The organism is Sulfitobacter dubius, from assembly GCF_900113435.1.
Taxonomy (GTDB): Bacteria; Pseudomonadota; Alphaproteobacteria; order Rhodobacterales; family Rhodobacteraceae; genus Sulfitobacter; species Sulfitobacter dubius.
Genome location: NZ_FOPG01000001.1, coordinates 932537 through 948630 on the forward strand (window position 1 = coordinate 932537; position 16094 = coordinate 948630).

A 16094-nucleotide genomic window follows, 5' to 3' on the forward strand; every position below is an offset into this window, starting at 1 on the left:
ACGCTCGTATGGGCCATTTGACGGCAAGCGACATTTCTCAAGGGCTGCGGGCGGGCAAGCTCGATGCGGTCACTGTGACAGAGCAGGTGTTTGATCGCATCGCAGAGCATGGTGACGATGCGATCTATATCGACATCCTGCGCGACCGCGCGATGGTGGAAGCAAAGGCTGCGCGCCTGCGGTATCGTGCGGGCCTGCCCGCCAGCCCGCTTGACGGCGTGCCTGTTGCTTGGAAGGATCTGTTTGACCTCAAGGGCCGCGTCACCACCGTCGGAGCCGTGGTGACAAAGGCCGATCCCCCGGCTCAGGCAGATGCACCGGTCATCGCAGCCGCGCACCGTGCCGGCATCATCAGCACCGGCACCGTGAACATGACCGAGTTTGCCTATTCCGGCATCGGGCTGAACCCGCATTACGGCACACCGCGCAATGTCCACGCCCCTGTCGGGCAAACCCGCAGCCCCGGCGGGTCGTCCTCGGCCTCCGGCGTTGTGGTCTCGGCGGGGATCGTACCGATTTCGATGGGCTCGGACACCGGCGGGTCGGTGCGCATTCCTGCGTCGTTCAATGGGGTTGTCGGGTATAAGACCTCGTCGGGCCGCCACCCGATGGCGGGGGTCTATCCGCTGGCCAAATCGCTCGACACGATCGGCCCGTTGGCCCACACCGTGGCCGACTGCGCGCTTTTCGATGCGGTCTTGCGTGGCAAAAATGCGCCAGAGGCGCAGGCGGCAGACCCTGGCACGCTGAACTTTGTCATTCCCGATGACATCCTGCTCAATGACCTCTCTCCCGCCGTCGCGGTAAACTTTGACGCTACCGTAGCGCGGCTTGAAGCGGCGGGCGGGCGGGTGCGCCGCATATCATTGCCCGAACTGACCGAGTTGACCGATCTGATCGCACGCCACGGTGTCTTGGCCGGAGCCGAAGCGCTGGTGCTGCATCAGGAGCGGATTTACGGCGCCGCAGCCGACCAGATGGACGCCCGCGTGGTGCGCCGCATCAAGCTGGCCGAAAGGATGAGCGCTGTTGATCTGCTGGTGCTGCAACAGGCCCGCGCCCGCACCATGGCCTCGACCGCCGAAGCCCTCGGCAACGCCATCGTTCTTTGCCCCACCACCGCCGTAACCGCGATGAAGACCGCCCCCCTTGAGGCGGATCAGGACGCCTTTTTCCGCGCCAATGGCCTCACGTTGCGCAACACATCGCTGGGGAATTTTCTGGACTGGTGCGGCGTGTCTATTCCCAACGGCACCGATGCTGCCGGCATGCCCACGGGGTTCCTGCTCTCGGCGTCTTCGGGACAGGACACGGCCCTGCTGGCCGCGGCCTTGGGCTGCGAGGAGATCATCCGCGGCTGAGGCCGCCCTGACAACGACTGAAAAATCAGAGGAGACTGAGAAATGAGTAAGAAGATCTATTGTGCCTTTGGCACCGATATCGACTCCGTCGCGGGCCAGATCGGGTCCTATGGCGGCGGCGATTCCCCCAATGACATCCAGCGTGGTATCTTTGCCACCGAAGTCGGCGTGCCGCGCCTGCTGCGCCTGTTCAAGAAGTACGAGATGCGGACATCGTTCTTCATCCCCGGCCATTCGCTCGAGACCTTCCCCAAGGAAATGGACATGATCGTCGAAGCCGGTCACGAGATCGGTGCGCACGGCTATCTGCACGAAAACCCCGTCGCGATGACGCCATCGCAAGAGGAAGACGTGTTGGTCAAATCGATCGAGTTGATCAAAGGGCTGACCGGCGAGGCACCCAAAGGCTATGTCGCCCCTTGGTGGGAAATGTCCAACGTGACCGCAGCCCTGCTGGGCAAATACGGTTTTTCCTACGACCACAGCCAGAGCTATCGTGACTTCCAGCCGTTCTATGCCCGCGTCGGCGACGAGTGGAACGTGATCGATTACTCCAAGACCGCTGGCGAGTGGATGCATCCGCTCAAGCACGGTAAGGAGATTGACCTCGTCGACATCGGCGCGAACTGGTATGTCGACGACCTGCCCCCGATGATGTTCATCAAGAACGCGCCTAACAGCCACGGCTTCGTCAGCCCTCGCGACATCGAACAGATGTGGAAAGACCAGTTCGACTGGGTCTACCGCGAGATGGAATATGGTGTGTTCCCGATCACCATCCACCCCGACGTTGCGGGCCGTCCGCAGGTTCTGTTGATGCTGGAGCGCCTAATCGAGTACATCAACGGTCATTCCGGCGTCGAATGGGTGGACTTCAACACCATCGCTGACGACTTCCGCAAACGCTTCCCCTTCGACAGCGACAAGCGCCCAGAAGTGATCTAAGCCATCAAGGGGCAGCGCGAGCCGCGCTGCCCTGTCCCTACGCAACGAGGTCTTAAGATGTGCAACGCCTGTGGTTTTCCGACACGCCCCGGCCATTGGACCGATGCAGGCGCGGACAACGCCGGCGACCGCCTGCGGCTGCAGATGCGTCGCGCGCAGATCCTGAACCGGTTGCTCAGCAGCTATGGGTTCACCGCTCGACCGCCCGGTCATGGTCCGGGTTTCGCGCTCTCGTCCTTCACAGGCCGGACCGCCCTACTCCCCGACCTCGAATCCGTCTGGAAGGACGCCGCGCGACAGATCGGCGCTCCGATTGACCCGCTCGCCCCCCGCTTTACCAAAACCCCTTCTGCCCCATGACACCGGACGCGGACGACAGCCGCCTGCGCCTGACGATCCTTGGCGGCTATCTGGGCTCTGGCAAAACCACATGGCTGCGCCATCAGTTGTTCGCGGGCACGTTTCCCGGTGCGCATATCCTTGTGAACGAAGCGGCCTTAACGCCAGTAGACGATACCCTGCTCGCCGCGCAGGCCGCCAGCATGACCATGCTCGCAGGTGGATGCGCCTGCTGCACGGGCAAGGCAGACCTGATAACCGCCCTGCGGGCGCTTTGCGACACCCGCAGCCGCCAAAGCGCTGAGGTGCGCAGCACCAATCAGATTGTGTTGGAAACCAGCGGCCTTGCCGATCCTGCTGCCATCCTTGCGGCAATTCGGGATGACGGGGTTCTTGTCCATCATATCCGTGTGGCCGAGATCGTCGTACTGGTGGACGCCCTCCACGCCGTGCAACAATTACAAAGCGAACACCTGAGCCGCGCTCAGATTGAGGCCGCCGACCGCATTATCTTGACCAAAGTTGACGCCGTTACGGACCATACGCTCGCGGCTGTTATGGCGACCGTGAAACAGCTTAACCCTGCGGCGGAGATTGAGGCCGCAGCAAAGGGTCAGCCCCACGCTCTGTCGAACCTGCCGGACGCTACCGCCTATGCGTTGCCGTTGCTGTTAGACGGCATGGCTCCCATCCTCCCCACCAAGATTGACATTCCCGAGGATGTGGACTGGGCCGCCTTCTCGGTCTGGCTCTCGGCGCTTCTCTATGCGCGGGGTGACGACTTGGTGCGCGTCAAAGGTGTGTTTGAAACGCCCGCCGGGCCGCTTTTGCTACAAGCCGTCCGAAAATCTGTCCAGCCGCCCGAACTGCTCCCCGCTCCCGCGCAAGACCGCCGAAATCAGATTGTCTTCATCGGGCGAGGGTACGAAAGCGAAGACCTGCGCCGCTCGCTCGCCTATTTCACCCGAAACTGAATAAAGCCGCGACAACGTGCACTCGCAGAGTGTGCCGTTGGCGTTACAGACATCAAGCTACGGGGCTTTCGGGACTGAAGCTGACCGCAAGAATATCCAAGCAAAAGGGTGGGCTCAATGCGTTACAGCTATACAATCGGCATGTGGCTCTGCTCCCTCTGGGGGCCAGAGGGGATCAGCCAAGCCTTGGTAATAGACGAATGGCGATAGGAGACGAGCACCATAGCTGCATATACTTCAAAAGATAACGATCGCATTCATTGATAGTTTTGTTGCAAATCGAATGCCTAATTGTGCTCCCGGTTAGATTACCAATGTCAAAGCTCGACCATAAGGTGATGGCCAGCCATGTTAATCCGATGGCACGGCGCAGTAAATGCTATCAACGGAGCGGCATCAAACCGCGACAGGTCCAAAACGGGATCCAGTCACTTAGATCAAGGCGGCAGAACCAGCGATATGCGCGGTTGATATGCACCTCGTCGCACAACCGCCGCTCTGACCGGATGCCGAAGCAATAGCCGACCAACAGCATGCGGATCAGCAGTTCGGGATCGACCGAGGGACGGCCAGTGTGGCTGTAAAAGCCTGCAAGATGGGCACGGATACTGCTCAGGTCGACAAACCGGTCGATGGATCGAAGCAGGTGATCTTGCGGAACGTGATCCTCCAGCGATGACTGATAGAATAGTGCTGGTTGAGCTTCCTGTCACGGTCCCATCATCGCCGATCCTCCTCTCAATTACACGAATTGAATCAGCAGTTCAGGGCGCGATCAAACAATCGTTTTTCAACAAAGTACGCCGCTGTCGCAAATTAGGTCCCACCACCCGCCTATGATCCCTGCTCATCATCGCTTTCTCCAGAATGCAATAATTTATCGGGGGGCCAGATACTCTTCTCTTAAAAGCCTTTTGTGCAGTTTTCCCGTCTCTGTCCGAGGTAAACTTCCACGGAACTCGATACTCCGTGGACATTTGATTGAAGACAGTTTCGTTCGGCAAAATTCAAACAAGATCTCACGGAGTCCATCTGAAGCTTCGATATTAGGGACCAACTGCACGACCGCATGAACCGCTTCGCCAAAATCCTCATGTGGGATACCTATGACCGCCGCGTCGAGCACAGCCGGATGGTTTAGCAGCGTATCTTCAGTTTCTTGCGGATAAACGTTCACTCCGCCGGAAATGATCATGAATGATTTCCGGTCAGTCAGGTAGAGATAACCCTCCGGGTCTACCCGGCCAATGTCCCCGAGGGTCGTCCAGCCTTTTTCATTGGTGGCGCGCCGGGTCTTTTCAGGATCTTTGTGATAAGCGAACTGATGGCCATTCTCGAAAAAGATTTCCCCTTCCTGTCCGACTGGTAGCTCTTCGCCTGTCTCGCCGCAGATATGGATGACCCCCAGTTTGGCCCGGCCCACTGAGCCGGGGTGAACGCGCCACTCACGGCTTGTTATAGCGGTAAAGCCATTATTCTCAGTACCAGCATAATACTCGTGGATGATATCCCCCCACCACGCCAGCATCTCGTGCTTGACCTCAAGCGGACAGGGTGCCGCGGCATGTACAGCCATCTGCATAGACGAAAGGTCGTATTTCTCACGTACCGCCTGAGGTAGTTTTAACAAGCGCACGAACATGGTTGGTACCCATTGGCTGTGGGTGATCCGATGCTCTTCAATAAGTCTTAGCGCCTCTTCGGCGTCAAATCGGCCCATGATGACCGCAGTACCACCCGATTTGATCGTGACCATTGAGTGGCGCAAGGGGGCTGCATGATATAGCGGCGCAGTAGACAGGTATCGCGTATCCGGTCCGTAGCCGAAAAGACCAGTCAACAAATCGACCAGCATTGTGCGTGTTCCAAGTGGCGCAGGCTCCAACGGCCACTTGATACCTTTTGGCCGCCCTGTTGTGCCCGAGGAATAGAGCATATCAAGCCCTTGGGACTCGTCTGGGATTGGCGTGGTTGGTTGATCCGCGAGGGCTTGATCCCAGCTTGGGAGACCGTTCAAGCCCGCGCCCACGACACGCACAGCACAGATTTCGGCGAAATCTGCCCGTAGTTTCGGGATTAACCCCGCAAACCGCGCGCTTGTAATTAGCAACTGAGCATCGCAATCGCCGAGGATATATGCGATCTCTTCTGGTCCCAGATGAGTACTGATGGTCGTATAATACACTCCGGCACGATCCGCAGCAAAGCAGACCTCCAGCATTTCGCGACGGTTCTCCATCAGAATGGCAATATGCGCCCCGGCCTCGATGCCCGTAGCGCGCAGCAAATGTGCGCCTTGATTGGCCCGGGCCTCGAGCGCACCGAAGCTGACACTTTCGCCGGTGGCGGCCATGACGAATGCTGCCTTGTCCGCCGGGTGGTGGCGGGGCTGCCAAGAAGTATCAATGTCGGACATGTCAGAACTCGATTAGGGTTTTGCCAAAGTGGCCACCGGCGCGTAAATGCGTTAGCGCCTCTTTCAGCTGCTCGAATTTGAAGGTCTCGCCCAGAACGGGACGCACTTCATGCTGGGCCATGGCACGCAGCATCGCTTCAAACCCGTCTCGGTGGCCCACGGTAACGCCTTGGAGTCGGAGCTGCCGGGCAACAATCGAACCCAGCGAGGCTTCGATGTTCAGACCCGACAGCACACCGATCATGGACAATGTGCCGCCCGGCCGCACGGCCCGCAGAGACAGAGGCAGCGTTTTCGCTCCGCCCAATTCGATAATGTTGTCATAGCCACCGCGGTCGGCGGTGATAGAACGGCTGGCGCGCGCCCAATCTTCTTCGCTGTGGTAATTGATCGTCGCATCTGCGCCCATTTCAGAGACTTTGGCGAGTTTTTCGTCACTGGAGGAAATCACCGTCACATGCGCCCCCTGCATCTTCGCAAAGACTAAAGCGAAAAGCGCCACACTGCCGGTGCCTTGAACCAGCAACTTGTCCCCGGCGCGGGTTTGGCCGTGGGTGACAACCGCACTCCATGCCGTGAGCGCGGCACAGGGCAGCGTCGCCGCTTCAGCGTCGGTCAGGTAATCGGGAACCCTGACCACCCCTTCCGCAGAAAGGCAGATGCGGTCGGCCATAACACCGTCAAGCGGCCCCCCCAAGGCTGACGCAAAACGTTCGGGGCTCGGCGCACCCGCCGTCCAGTTCTGGAAATAGGTCGGGCAGACACGGTCTCCCACGGCAACCCGGGTCACACCCGACCCCACTTCGATAATTTCACCCACCCCGTCGGACACAGGGATCAAAGGCAGTTCACCCGTGGCTCGGCCATAGCCCCGATCGGGCACGATCAGATCGCGCGAATTGAGCGACGCCACCCGCATCTCGACGATGACCTGCCCGGGTCCGCAGCTTGGCTCATCGCGCTCAGTCAGCGTGAGATTGTCGAATCCCCAATCGCCTTCAATTTGGAATACACGCATGGTTCAGGTCTCCTTTCGGGCGGTCAAACGTGCCACCCTGTCTTTGAGAATATTTGTGGCCCCATCGGTGAAGCCCGCGATCTGCGCGGCGGCGATGTGGCGGGTAAAGGGGTGCTCCGGACGCAAACCTTCTGCCCCCATTAGTTGCAAAAGCCTTGGCAGATGGGTCTGCGCACAGGTGACTGATCCAATCTTAGCTTCGGCGGCAACAAGCTGTGCATCTGCGCCTTGCGACACTTGGGCGACGGCATGTCGGGTCACGTCACGCGCTTGGGTCAAGGCCCTTTCAGCTGCATCAAACTCTGCATGCCAACGCGGTATCTGGTTAAGCGGTTTACCGAAACTGAGGCGCTGTGCGCCATAGGCGGCTGCACTGTCGAGCGCGGCTTGCAGCATACCGTCGCACATTGCCGCGACATAGGTCCGCGCGGCATTTATTTCTTGCAGGATCGCCTTGAATGCCGTGCCGGGCGCGGAGATCATCGCCTCCTGTGGCAGTTTGACCCCATCAAGGTGAAACCCTCCAGTGCCAAGACTGGTCTGCGCGAAAGCGCTGTCGATCGCATAGCGCGTGACCCCGGGAACAGTCAGGTCAACGACGAAGGCGCCGATACCACTGCTGTCGCCGATCTCAGCGCATTGGGCATAGACCACAGCCAATCCCGCCTGCCGCCCGTTGATGATCCAGGACTTCTCACCGTCCAGTAGCCAGCCCCCGTCGACCTGCCGCGCCGTGGTACGGATTGCGGCAAAATCGCTTCCGGTGCCGGGTTCGGTCAATGCAGTGCAGGCGTGCATCTGCCCCGAGAGCAGCGCCGCCAAAGTTTGCTCGACGGCCGCCACTTGCCCCTCTTTACAAAGGCGCAGCGCGATATTGTGGGTATTGACGAGTGACATGGCAAAACCAAAGTCCGCCCCTGCCATGATCTCGCAGGCCGCGACACGGGTTGCAAAGTCGACCCCCTGCCCTCCGCGCGCTTTAGGCAATTCCATACCAAGAAGTCCTAGAGCGGCGGCCTCTTGGTAAAGCGCAGGCTCCGGCGCGGCCCCGATGGACCATGCAGCGGCCTCCGGGGCGACACGGCCCTTGGCGAAGTGCGTGACCTTATCCAGAAAGGCTCGGCTCATGTCCGACCCCGCCGTTTCTCCATCAGGTCGCGGGCGATACCGGCGATCCCGCGCGGCATGAAGATCGTCGCCAGAACCAGCACCAGACCGTAGAGGATCAGCCGGAAACTGTCGGCAAAGCGCAGATATTCGGGCAGGAAGACCACGAAGAACGCGCCGATAATTGGCCCCGCAATGGTGCCCGACCCGCCGATGATTACCGCAAGGATCGCATCAAGCGACTGCGCAATGCCAAAGATCTCCGGATTGATGAAGCTTTGGTAATGGGCGTAGATCGCACCAGCGAGGCCCGCAAACATTGCCGAGGTCACGAAGGCAAAGAGCTTGTACTTCCAAGCCGCAATCCCAACCGCGCCGACGAGGTCTTCGTTCTGGCGGATTGCGACGAGGATTTGCCCTATCCTCGAGCGCACGATCAATGCCGCAAGCCCCGTCATCAGCGCCGCGATGATCAATACAAAGTAATAATACGTCTCCCGGTCGCGCCAATTGAATAGTGCGTCCTTGCCACCGGGCTTCGGGATGCCGGTGATGCCAGCCTCACCTTGGGTAAGGTCGTGGAAATTCATCAGGACGATGAAGATCACCATGTTGAAAGCCAGTGTAACGATGGCAAAGTAGTGCCCCTTGACCCGAAGGCTGGGGTAACCTGTCAGCAGCGCGAAGAAGGCAGTCACAAAGGGCGCGAGGATGATCGTCAGCCAGACTGGCAGATCAAAGTGCATGCCCATCAGAGCCGTCGAATAGGCGCCGATTCCCATGAACCCAGCCTGCACGATCGAGACATAGCCGGTGTACCCTTGGATCAAGTTCTGGCCTTGCGCCGCGATGACCCAGATCAGGGCCAGAACGCACAGGTGGATGTAGTATTTCACGGAAATCAGCTGCGGCAACAATACGAAGCCAACCAGCGCCAGCCAATAAAGGATGAAGGTACGATTACGAGCCATTATGCTTTCCCCATCAGGCCCTGAGGCCGGAACAACAGAACGCTGATCATTACGACGAATGCGATCACGTCCTTATAAGCAGATGAAATGAAACCGGCGGCGAGTGCCTCGGTGATGCCGAGCACGAGCCCCCCAACAACGGCGCCCGGGATCGACCCCAGACCGCCCAAGATGAGCACGGCAAAGCCCTTAACCACCAAGCCTTCGCCGATGCCCGGTGCAATCGCAAAAAGCGATCCGACCATGACCCCGGCGCAAACACCGAGCGCTGTGGAGATTGCAAAGACCACCAGCGGGATGGTTTTGACGTTGACCCCCATAAGGATCGCGGCGTCACGGTTCTCGGCCACGGCACGGATCGCTTGGCCCGTTTTGGTGCGTTCAACAAATACTGTCATCGCAGCAATCAAAAGCGCGGCAGCGAGGATCACATAGAGCCGCAGCTCGGGAATGGTGACACCGCCGATGTTGAAGACGCGGGAGAAGTCGGTCGGAATGACGACTTGCTCATGTCCAAAGAGTTCAAGGTTGATCCCCTCGACCATCATGGTCAGGCCAAGCGCCACGATAAAGGCGTTAATATGATTGGCATCTCGTACCGGGCGATAGGCCAAGAGTTCAATCAACACCCCCAGCACGAGCCCCACCAGCAGCGCGATCAGGATCGCCAACAGCAAGGGAATGCCCCAACTGGTGACAAAAAAGAATGTCAGATAGCCACCGAACATGGAGACTGATCCATGGGCAAAATGCGCGATGCCGAGGATACCGAAAACCGTGGTCAGCCCCAGTGCGATCAGCACATAGACACCCCCGATGGCGATGCCGTTAATAATTTGTTGAAGTACCTCAACCATGCCGCACCCTGCGAATTAAAGAAGATAGAAGAATGGGGCGCAGGAAACCTGCCCGCGCCCCGCCCGGGGAGGGATCAGTCGTCCAGCGTGCTCAGGAAAGCTGAGTACGCGGCGGCGTCAGACGGCAGGTCTTGCACAAAGACCCAGTTGCCGCCCTGCCACTGGAAAGCGCCATTGGAGGTATAGGCCTGCCCGTTCTCATCGAACATTTTGTCATCGACAGGCAGGTATTGCATGACGACCTCATCAGGCACCGCAATCTCGCGCAGCGCTTCGGCCACGGCTTCGGTGTCCTCTACGGTGCCAGCAGCCTCAATGGCATCCTTCAGCGCGTAGGTCTGATCATAGGAATAAGGTGAGCTTGGCGACGGCGCGATGCCGAACTCTTCAGTATAGTTCGCGTGGTAGGCCTTCCCGTTTTCGGATGCCGAGAGCAGTGTCAGCTCGGTCGGGCGCAGGTCCCAAACGCCTTCCATTTGCTCGGAAGTGGCCACGCGGGTGAACTGGTCTTCGCTACCGGACGTGAAGCCATAGCGCGGCACGTCGATGCCCAGCTCAACCGCCTGACGGTAGATGAAGGCTGCCGGTTCCACATAGCCAACCACCAGAATCGCATCAGGTTCTTGGCCGCGGATCTTGGTCAACTGCGGAGACATGTCGCGGTCCTTCAGACCAAAGGCCTCGCGGCTTACGATCTCTCCGCCCGCTTTTTCCAGTTCCTTTTCAAAGGCGTCGACGTAGCTGGCGTAGAACCCCACATCAAGCGCCCCCAACACGGCGACGCGTTTGTGGCCCTTTTCGGCTACAAAGGTACCAGCTGCGGCGCCGGTGTAATCCGCTGGCGGGCGGGTGCGCGTGAGGTTGGGAATTTCGCGGGTCGTGATCGACCGTTCAGCGGCATTGCCCACCAGCATCACCGCATCTTCATATTCGATGAAAGATGCCACAGCCCCGGTCGCACCCGAGCAGCAGAAACCAAGAATATACTTAACGCCGTCTCGGTCGATCAGCTTGCGCACGGCGTTGGAGGCCTCGGTCGGGTTGGCCTTGTCGTCATAGGCGATGACGTTGAGCATGTAGGTGTCTTCGCCCACCTTGATCCCGCCACTGGCGTTGATCTCTTTCGCGGCCAGTTTGACCGCATTGGTCTGCGGCAACCCATAGACGGCCCCGCCCCCGGTCAGCGCATCGCTGACCCCTATGTCGAGTGTCTTTTCCTCGGCCCAAGCGGCACCCGCCGTCATGACCATTGCAGCTGTCAATGCTGTCAGTCTCATGTTCTGTCTCCTCCCAGAAACGTAGATATCAGTGGCCCAGATACGCCTTTGCGACATCTGGATGTGATTGCAGCTCTGCGCCCGTCCCGCTCAGCACGATCTCCCCGGCTTCGAAAAGATAGGCCCGGTCGGCAAGCCGCAGCGCCATGGCCGAGTTTTGCTCGACCAGCAGGATGGTTTTCCCCATCTCTTTGACCCTCGCGATGGTCTCCCCCACCTCCGCGACGATTTTAGGGGCGAGCCCCAATGACGGTTCGTCAAAGATGCAGAGCTTGGGCCGCGCCATAAGCGCCCGGCCAATCGCCAACATCTCCTGCTCCCCACCCGACAGTGTGCCCGCAGCTTGATGTGCGCGGTCGCGCAGGATAGGAAACATGTCCATCATCTCTTCAACATCCGCTGCCTGCTCCGCATCCTTGCGCGGATAGGCTCCCATCCTGAGGTTCTGCAGCGTTGTCATTTGCGGAAAGACCTGACGCCCTTCGGGGCACATGGTGATCCCCGCTTTGACGATGGAGTGGCCGCTTTGGTTGGTGATATCTTGGCCCTCGAACTCAATGGTTCCTGCGGTAGCCGGAACCAGCCCGCAGATCGCCTTAAGTGTGGAAGACTTACCCGCGCCATTTGCGCCAATTAGCGCGACGCACTCACCCTGATTAACTTGCAAGTCGATGCCGTGGATGACTTCGATCGCGCCATAGCTGACGCGGAGGTTGGATACGTTCAACATGTCAGGCCGCCTCGCCGAGATATGCGTCGATGACGACGGGATTGTTACGGATTTCCTCGGGTGTGCCTTCGGCGATCTTTTGGCCAAAGTTCAGCACCACGATCCGGTCGCAAACCTCCATGATCAGCGCCATGTGGTGTTCAATCACCAGCACCGAAGTGCCCAGGTCGCGGATTTTCTTGATCAGGTCGCTCAGGGTTTTGCGCTCATGTGAGACAAGCCCGGCAGCGGGTTCATCCAGCAAGATAACCTTGGGATTTGACGCCAGCGCCGTTGCGATCATGAGGAAGCGTTGCTGGGCCGAGCTGATGGTGCCCACGCGTTGGTCCTGTACCGGTGTGAGGTCGGTAATGTCGAGAATCCGGTCGACACGCGCGGCCAAATCCTCTTCCTCGCTGGATTTCCGCCCGATGCCGAATACTGACGATAGTGGATGCGAAGTGCGTGTTACGTTGCAACCTAGCACGACATGGTCGCGCACCGTGAATTCCGTGAATGTGCTGGCCGTTTGAAAGGTACGCGACAGGCCCTTCGCCACGCGGTCATATTCCGGCAGATTATCGATCTTGGCACCGGCCAAGGTAATCGCGCCAGATGTGATCGGAAACAACCCCGCCAGACTGTTCACCGTGGTCGATTTTCCGGAACCATTCGGTCCAATCAGGCCGAGGATTTGCGCCTCGTTCACATCAAAGGACAGGTCTCGGATCGCATGCACGCCGCCAAACGACTTGCACAAAGATTCGACCCTCAAAACAGGTGTCGCCATAGTAAATTCCCCTCCCCGCTCCTCCTGCGGTTTGAGAAGCGTGCGACGGCCCACGGCTCAAATCAAATTCAAAGATTCCACTTGGCTATCTAATTTTTAGATGATTAGGTGTGGTGAAGCTGAACACGATCAAGGGAGTTTACCCCTGTGAGGCCGATCAGAAATATAAAGTCTATACAAGTGTTTAGCCTGACTGCGGAGACTCGGAATGTCACCCGTGCGGCGCAGCTTTTGAACATCAGTCAAAGCTCAGTGAGTTATCACATTAAAAAATTAGAATCGGATCTTGGCTACCGCCTCTTCCACCGCACCAAGCAAGGGCTGACACTCACTGAAGAAGGTGTCGAGCTTGCGCGGCATGTTGGGCGGGGGCTGGAGATAATCCAAACTGGGCTCGACCAGTTATCGATACGGGCGGGCGCGATCCGTATCGCGCTTTTGCCGATGTTCTCCAGCCGATGGTTGTCATCAGAGCTGGGCAACTTGATCGAACAATATCCTGACATGCGCCTATCAATGCACAACCACAACAATAACTATGCATATATGCCCGAGCCTGGGCGTTTTGCGGATATTGGCATTCAATGGGGAAAAGGTGACTGGAACGGCTTTGAGGTTCATCCACTTTGGCCCGAGAGAATGGCATTAGTCTGCAGTCCCGAATATCTCGAGAGACATCCCATAACTGAGCCGAAGGATGTGACAGACTGCACTCTGTTGCATGTAGACGATACCGGCATGTGGGAGGAATGGTTCACCTTGAACGAAATGAAGATGGTAAATAACCAGCCGCAAATGATGCTTGAAGACCGCCATTTTCAGCTCAGCTCGACCATCAATGGTTTGGGATTGTCTCTCTTTGCCTCTTGGCTGGTGCAGGAGGAATTGGAAAGCGGGGCGCTGGTTAGTCCTTTCTGCCAAAACTTTAAAACCTCATATGCTTATCACCTAATTCTGCCGCGATTGAAGGTTTCATCCTCTACAGTGCTGCAGTTCCGCGATTGGCTTCTTAAAAATCGATCCCAAGCAAATCGGCCACTTTTTTCGCCATCAGAAATTTAATGGCGAGGTAGGGCAAGGCAGCATTGGCGGACCGCGCAAGTGCAACTCCGGCTGACAGCTTGAGCGGCACTCTTTACCGCTCTGAAGGGATGGAGTTCACCGCTGCTCGAACAATTGACTGCGCGACTGAGTTCTGCGGTGCAGCTTTATCAGACCGGCCATTCATCCACCTTGCAGCATTTTCGGCGAGTAAAAGTCGGCAAAGCGGACTTTGTTGTCGGTCGCTGCGGCCGCGAAGTGACCGCAGTTTGTAATTGGCCCGTTTGCAACTGAGGCGACAGGTAGTTGCAGGCCGAACACATTACGTCCGCACGATGAAAATGTTAATGCGAATGGAAGTAGGCGAAGGCCAAGCGTTCGAGTGAGCCTATGAATCCTTTTAACGTCTGGTGCAAAATGGAGAGCCGAAAACTGCCTCAGGATGACCGTGGTCGACGACAAGGCCGACAAGGAGCTAGAAGTCTATTGCCCGCAATCACTCTCAGCTGCACTGGCCACCTATGAGAGAAGTGGTGAACATGTTCTGTCTAAAAACCTGCGCGAACCCCTAGGATATGACTCGGTCGAGAAAACCTTCCGCGCTTGGCGCGGGACGCTGGGAAAACGGGCATCCCCTTACGTGCTCCATGGTCTACGAAAACTCGCTATCGTCGAACTTGCTGAGGCCGGAGCGATGCTGAGATTCAGGCGGTCACAGGTCAAAGTGCTGAAAGGGCCGCGTACGACAGGAAGGACGCCAGCAGGGAAAAGCTCAGCCATGCCGCTCAGGAGAAACGTGGATTAACAACCCATCTACAGCCATGCGCGAGCCATCTGTGTGAGTCACACGATCAGAACCTCAGAACAAATGCCCTCAAAAACCAAAATACCTGATCTTCCATAAGAAGATCAGGTATTTGAATGTTGGTACCCAAGGCCGGACTCGAACCGGCACGCCTCGCGGCGGGGGATTTTGAATCCCCTGCGTCTACCATTCCGCCACTTGGGCACGTGGGGCGATGTAGCCTGCAAAGACGGTGTGAGCAAGAGGATTTTCACAAAATCTAAGCCCTGTTTGCTTGACCTTGGTCACGCGACATGGTGATGCATATAAAACAGCCGGAGCCCCCGAATGATCCGCCGCCTCTATGACTGGACTTTGGGCCTGGCCCAGCACCGCCACGCCCTATGGGCCCTTGCCGTGGTGGCATTTGTTGAAAGTTCATTCTTTCCCATCCCCCCTGACATTTTGATGATTCCGATGATCATCGCGCGGCCGCGCCGGGCTTGGCTGATCGCTGGGGTGGCGCTGGTTGCGTCGGTCTTGGGCGGGCTTTTGGGCTATGCCATCGGCGCGCTCGCCTTTGAAAGCCTAGGCCAGCCGATCCTCGCAAGCTTGGGCAAGGCAGAGGCCATGGCGGAATTTTCAACCCGTTTCAACGATATGGGCTTCTGGGCGGTGCTGGTCGCGGGGGTCACGCCCTTTCCTTACAAGGTCATCACGATCATGTCGGGCTGGACAGGGATGCCGCTGGGCACCTTTATCATGACCTCGATCCTTGCCCGCGGGCTGCGGTTCTTCGTCGTGGCGGGGCTGCTGTGGCGCTTTGGCGCACCGATCCGAGATTTCATTGAACGGCGCTTGGGTTTGATGTTCACATTGGCCGTCGCCCTGCTGATTGGCGGCTTTATGGTGGTAAAGGTTCTATGACGGGCAAAGCACTGACTTCACTGGCAACGCTCGGCTCTGCCGCGCTGTTGCTTGGCGCTTTTGGATTTCAGCACTTGGGCGGCTATGCGCCCTGTCAGATGTGCCTTTGGCAGCGTTGGCCACATGCTGCGGCGGTGCTGATCGGGGCGATCTTGCTGTTGGGCGGACCGCGTGTTCTTGCATGGTTTGGCGCTGCGGCGGCAGCAGTCACTGGGCTGATCGGAGCCTATCACGCGGGCGTAGAATGGGGCTGGTGGCCGGGGCCGAGCTCCTGCACCGGGGGCGGCATGGATTTGGGCAGCCTGGACGGGGGCTCGCTTTTATCCACCGACGGCCCCAGCGGCCTTGTCATGTGCGATGAGATCGTCTGGCAGTTTCTGGGCCTATCGATGGCGGGGTGGAATGCGATCTTCTCCTTTATCTTGGTTGGTCTTTGGGTGGCCGCTGCGCGCAAGGCAGCCTAACCCACATAAATTGACAAACTGGACAATCGCACTTCCAGTTTGTTAAATTCACCCCCGAAACGGTCAGTTTGACGGCTTGCTGCTAGACAGATGCGCGGATTATCTGGGTTTAAA

Annotated in this window: 16 protein-coding genes, 1 tRNA gene and 1 pseudogene; 8 read left to right on the top strand and 10 right to left on the bottom strand. The window is 58.2% G+C overall.

The genetic code is table 11. From position 1 onward, the window contains the following. Positions 1-8 precede the first annotated feature (8 nt). The 4 genes from BM229_RS04555 to BM229_RS04570 are packed head-to-tail and all read left to right on the top strand — an operon-like array spanning position 9 to position 3619. Positions 9-1361 carry an amidase gene (locus BM229_RS04555; RefSeq protein WP_093926466.1) on the top strand — a complete coding sequence of 451 codons (1353 nt, stop codon included), beginning with the start codon at positions 9-11 and terminating at the stop codon, positions 1359-1361. A 42-nt stretch (positions 1362-1403) separates the two neighbouring features. Next, positions 1404-2306 (top strand): polysaccharide deacetylase family protein, encoded by a 903-nt coding sequence (locus tag BM229_RS04560; RefSeq protein ID WP_093926467.1) that lies wholly within the window; start codon positions 1404-1406, stop codon positions 2304-2306. A gap of 57 nt (positions 2307-2363) precedes the next feature. Continuing rightward, positions 2364-2666, top strand: a complete 303-nt coding sequence (locus BM229_RS04565) for a hypothetical protein (protein ID WP_093926468.1) — start codon at positions 2364-2366, stop codon at positions 2664-2666. Next, on the top strand, positions 2663-3619 hold the full coding sequence (locus tag BM229_RS04570) for a CobW family GTP-binding protein (protein ID WP_093926469.1): 957 nt from the start codon (positions 2663-2665) through the stop codon (positions 3617-3619). Before BM229_RS04565 ends, BM229_RS04570 begins: the two co-directional genes overlap by 4 nt. A gap of 418 nt (positions 3620-4037) precedes the next feature. On the opposite strand, the pseudogene BM229_RS04575 reads toward BM229_RS04570, so the two are convergent. The 9 genes and pseudogenes from BM229_RS04575 to BM229_RS04615 all read right to left on the bottom strand — a co-directional run. Then, positions 4038-4292: pseudogene (locus BM229_RS04575) on the bottom strand (transposase); the annotation flags it as partial. Between the two features lie 204 nt (positions 4293-4496). Further along, entirely contained in the window at positions 4497-6035 is a 1539-nt protein-coding gene (locus BM229_RS04580; RefSeq protein ID WP_093926470.1) for an acyl-CoA synthetase, read from the bottom strand. Position 6036: 1 nt separating this feature from the next. Further along, the gene (locus BM229_RS04585) at positions 6037-7053 is read right to left on the bottom strand and encodes a zinc-dependent alcohol dehydrogenase family protein (RefSeq protein ID WP_093926471.1); all 1017 of its coding nucleotides are present in this window, start codon (positions 7051-7053) and stop codon (positions 6037-6039) included. A gap of 3 nt (positions 7054-7056) precedes the next feature. Next, positions 7057-8181 (bottom strand): acyl-CoA dehydrogenase family protein, encoded by a 1125-nt coding sequence (locus BM229_RS04590; protein WP_093926472.1) that lies wholly within the window; start codon positions 8179-8181, stop codon positions 7057-7059. Next, positions 8178-9131, bottom strand: a complete 954-nt coding sequence (locus tag BM229_RS04595; protein WP_093926473.1) for a branched-chain amino acid ABC transporter permease — start codon at positions 9129-9131, stop codon at positions 8178-8180. The genes BM229_RS04590 and BM229_RS04595 overlap by 4 nt, the downstream gene beginning before the upstream one ends. Continuing rightward, entirely contained in the window at positions 9131-9988 is an 858-nt protein-coding gene (locus tag BM229_RS04600) for a branched-chain amino acid ABC transporter permease (RefSeq protein ID WP_093926474.1), read from the bottom strand. Before BM229_RS04600 ends, BM229_RS04595 begins: the two co-directional genes overlap by 1 nt. Positions 9989-10062: 74 nt before the next feature. Next, the gene (locus BM229_RS04605; protein WP_093926475.1) at positions 10063-11265 is read right to left on the bottom strand and encodes an ABC transporter substrate-binding protein; all 1203 of its coding nucleotides are present in this window, start codon (positions 11263-11265) and stop codon (positions 10063-10065) included. A gap of 28 nt (positions 11266-11293) precedes the next feature. Continuing rightward, complete coding sequence (locus BM229_RS04610; protein WP_093926476.1) at positions 11294-11995, bottom strand: ABC transporter ATP-binding protein; 702 nt, start codon at positions 11993-11995, stop codon at positions 11294-11296. Position 11996: 1 nt separating this feature from the next. Continuing rightward, complete coding sequence (locus BM229_RS04615) at positions 11997-12764, bottom strand: ABC transporter ATP-binding protein (protein WP_093926477.1); 768 nt, start codon at positions 12762-12764, stop codon at positions 11997-11999. 180 nt (positions 12765-12944) lie between these two features. Here BM229_RS04615 and BM229_RS04620 point away from each other — a divergent pair, with 180 nt between their 5' ends. Together BM229_RS04620 and BM229_RS04625 are read left to right on the top strand one after the other, a co-directional pair. Continuing rightward, complete coding sequence (locus tag BM229_RS04620) at positions 12945-13826, top strand: LysR family transcriptional regulator (RefSeq protein ID WP_244152110.1); 882 nt, start codon at positions 12945-12947, stop codon at positions 13824-13826. A gap of 421 nt (positions 13827-14247) precedes the next feature. Next, entirely contained in the window at positions 14248-14610 is a 363-nt protein-coding gene (locus tag BM229_RS04625; RefSeq protein ID WP_093926479.1) for a hypothetical protein, read from the top strand. A gap of 120 nt (positions 14611-14730) precedes the next feature. Here the strand turns inward: BM229_RS04625 and BM229_RS04630 are convergent. Further along, positions 14731-14814 (bottom strand) — tRNA-Leu (locus BM229_RS04630). A 123-nt stretch (positions 14815-14937) separates the two neighbouring features. Here BM229_RS04630 and BM229_RS04635 point away from each other — a divergent pair. Next, entirely contained in the window at positions 14938-15516 is a 579-nt protein-coding gene (locus BM229_RS04635) for a YqaA family protein (RefSeq protein ID WP_093926480.1), read from the top strand. Further along, positions 15513-15980 carry a disulfide bond formation protein B gene (locus BM229_RS04640; protein WP_093926481.1) on the top strand — a complete coding sequence of 156 codons (468 nt, stop codon included), beginning with the start codon at positions 15513-15515 and terminating at the stop codon, positions 15978-15980. Before BM229_RS04635 ends, BM229_RS04640 begins: the two co-directional genes overlap by 4 nt. Positions 15981-16094 lie beyond the last annotated feature (114 nt).

Coding starts and splice junctions, on each gene's coding strand:
- BM229_RS04555 (WP_093926466.1), top strand. CDS start 9: ATGGGCCATTTGACGGCAAGCGACATTTCTCAAGGGCTGCGGGCGGGC.
- BM229_RS04560 (WP_093926467.1), top strand. CDS start 1,404: ATGAGTAAGAAGATCTATTGTGCCTTTGGCACCGATATCGACTCCGTC.
- BM229_RS04565 (WP_093926468.1), top strand. CDS start 2,364: ATGTGCAACGCCTGTGGTTTTCCGACACGCCCCGGCCATTGGACCGAT.
- BM229_RS04570 (WP_093926469.1), top strand. CDS start 2,663: ATGACACCGGACGCGGACGACAGCCGCCTGCGCCTGACGATCCTTGGC.
- BM229_RS04580 (WP_093926470.1), bottom strand. CDS start 6,035: ATGTCCGACATTGATACTTCTTGGCAGCCCCGCCACCACCCGGCGGAC.
- BM229_RS04585 (WP_093926471.1), bottom strand. CDS start 7,053: ATGCGTGTATTCCAAATTGAAGGCGATTGGGGATTCGACAATCTCACG.
- BM229_RS04590 (WP_093926472.1), bottom strand. CDS start 8,181: ATGAGCCGAGCCTTTCTGGATAAGGTCACGCACTTCGCCAAGGGCCGT.
- BM229_RS04595 (WP_093926473.1), bottom strand. CDS start 9,131: ATGGCTCGTAATCGTACCTTCATCCTTTATTGGCTGGCGCTGGTTGGC.
- BM229_RS04600 (WP_093926474.1), bottom strand. CDS start 9,988: ATGGTTGAGGTACTTCAACAAATTATTAACGGCATCGCCATCGGGGGT.
- BM229_RS04605 (WP_093926475.1), bottom strand. CDS start 11,265: ATGAGACTGACAGCATTGACAGCTGCAATGGTCATGACGGCGGGTGCC.
- BM229_RS04610 (WP_093926476.1), bottom strand. CDS start 11,995: ATGTTGAACGTATCCAACCTCCGCGTCAGCTATGGCGCGATCGAAGTC.
- BM229_RS04615 (WP_093926477.1), bottom strand. CDS start 12,764: ATGGCGACACCTGTTTTGAGGGTCGAATCTTTGTGCAAGTCGTTTGGC.
- BM229_RS04625 (WP_093926479.1), top strand. CDS start 14,248: ATGACCGTGGTCGACGACAAGGCCGACAAGGAGCTAGAAGTCTATTGC.
- BM229_RS04635 (WP_093926480.1), top strand. CDS start 14,938: ATGATCCGCCGCCTCTATGACTGGACTTTGGGCCTGGCCCAGCACCGC.
- BM229_RS04640 (WP_093926481.1), top strand. CDS start 15,513: ATGACGGGCAAAGCACTGACTTCACTGGCAACGCTCGGCTCTGCCGCG.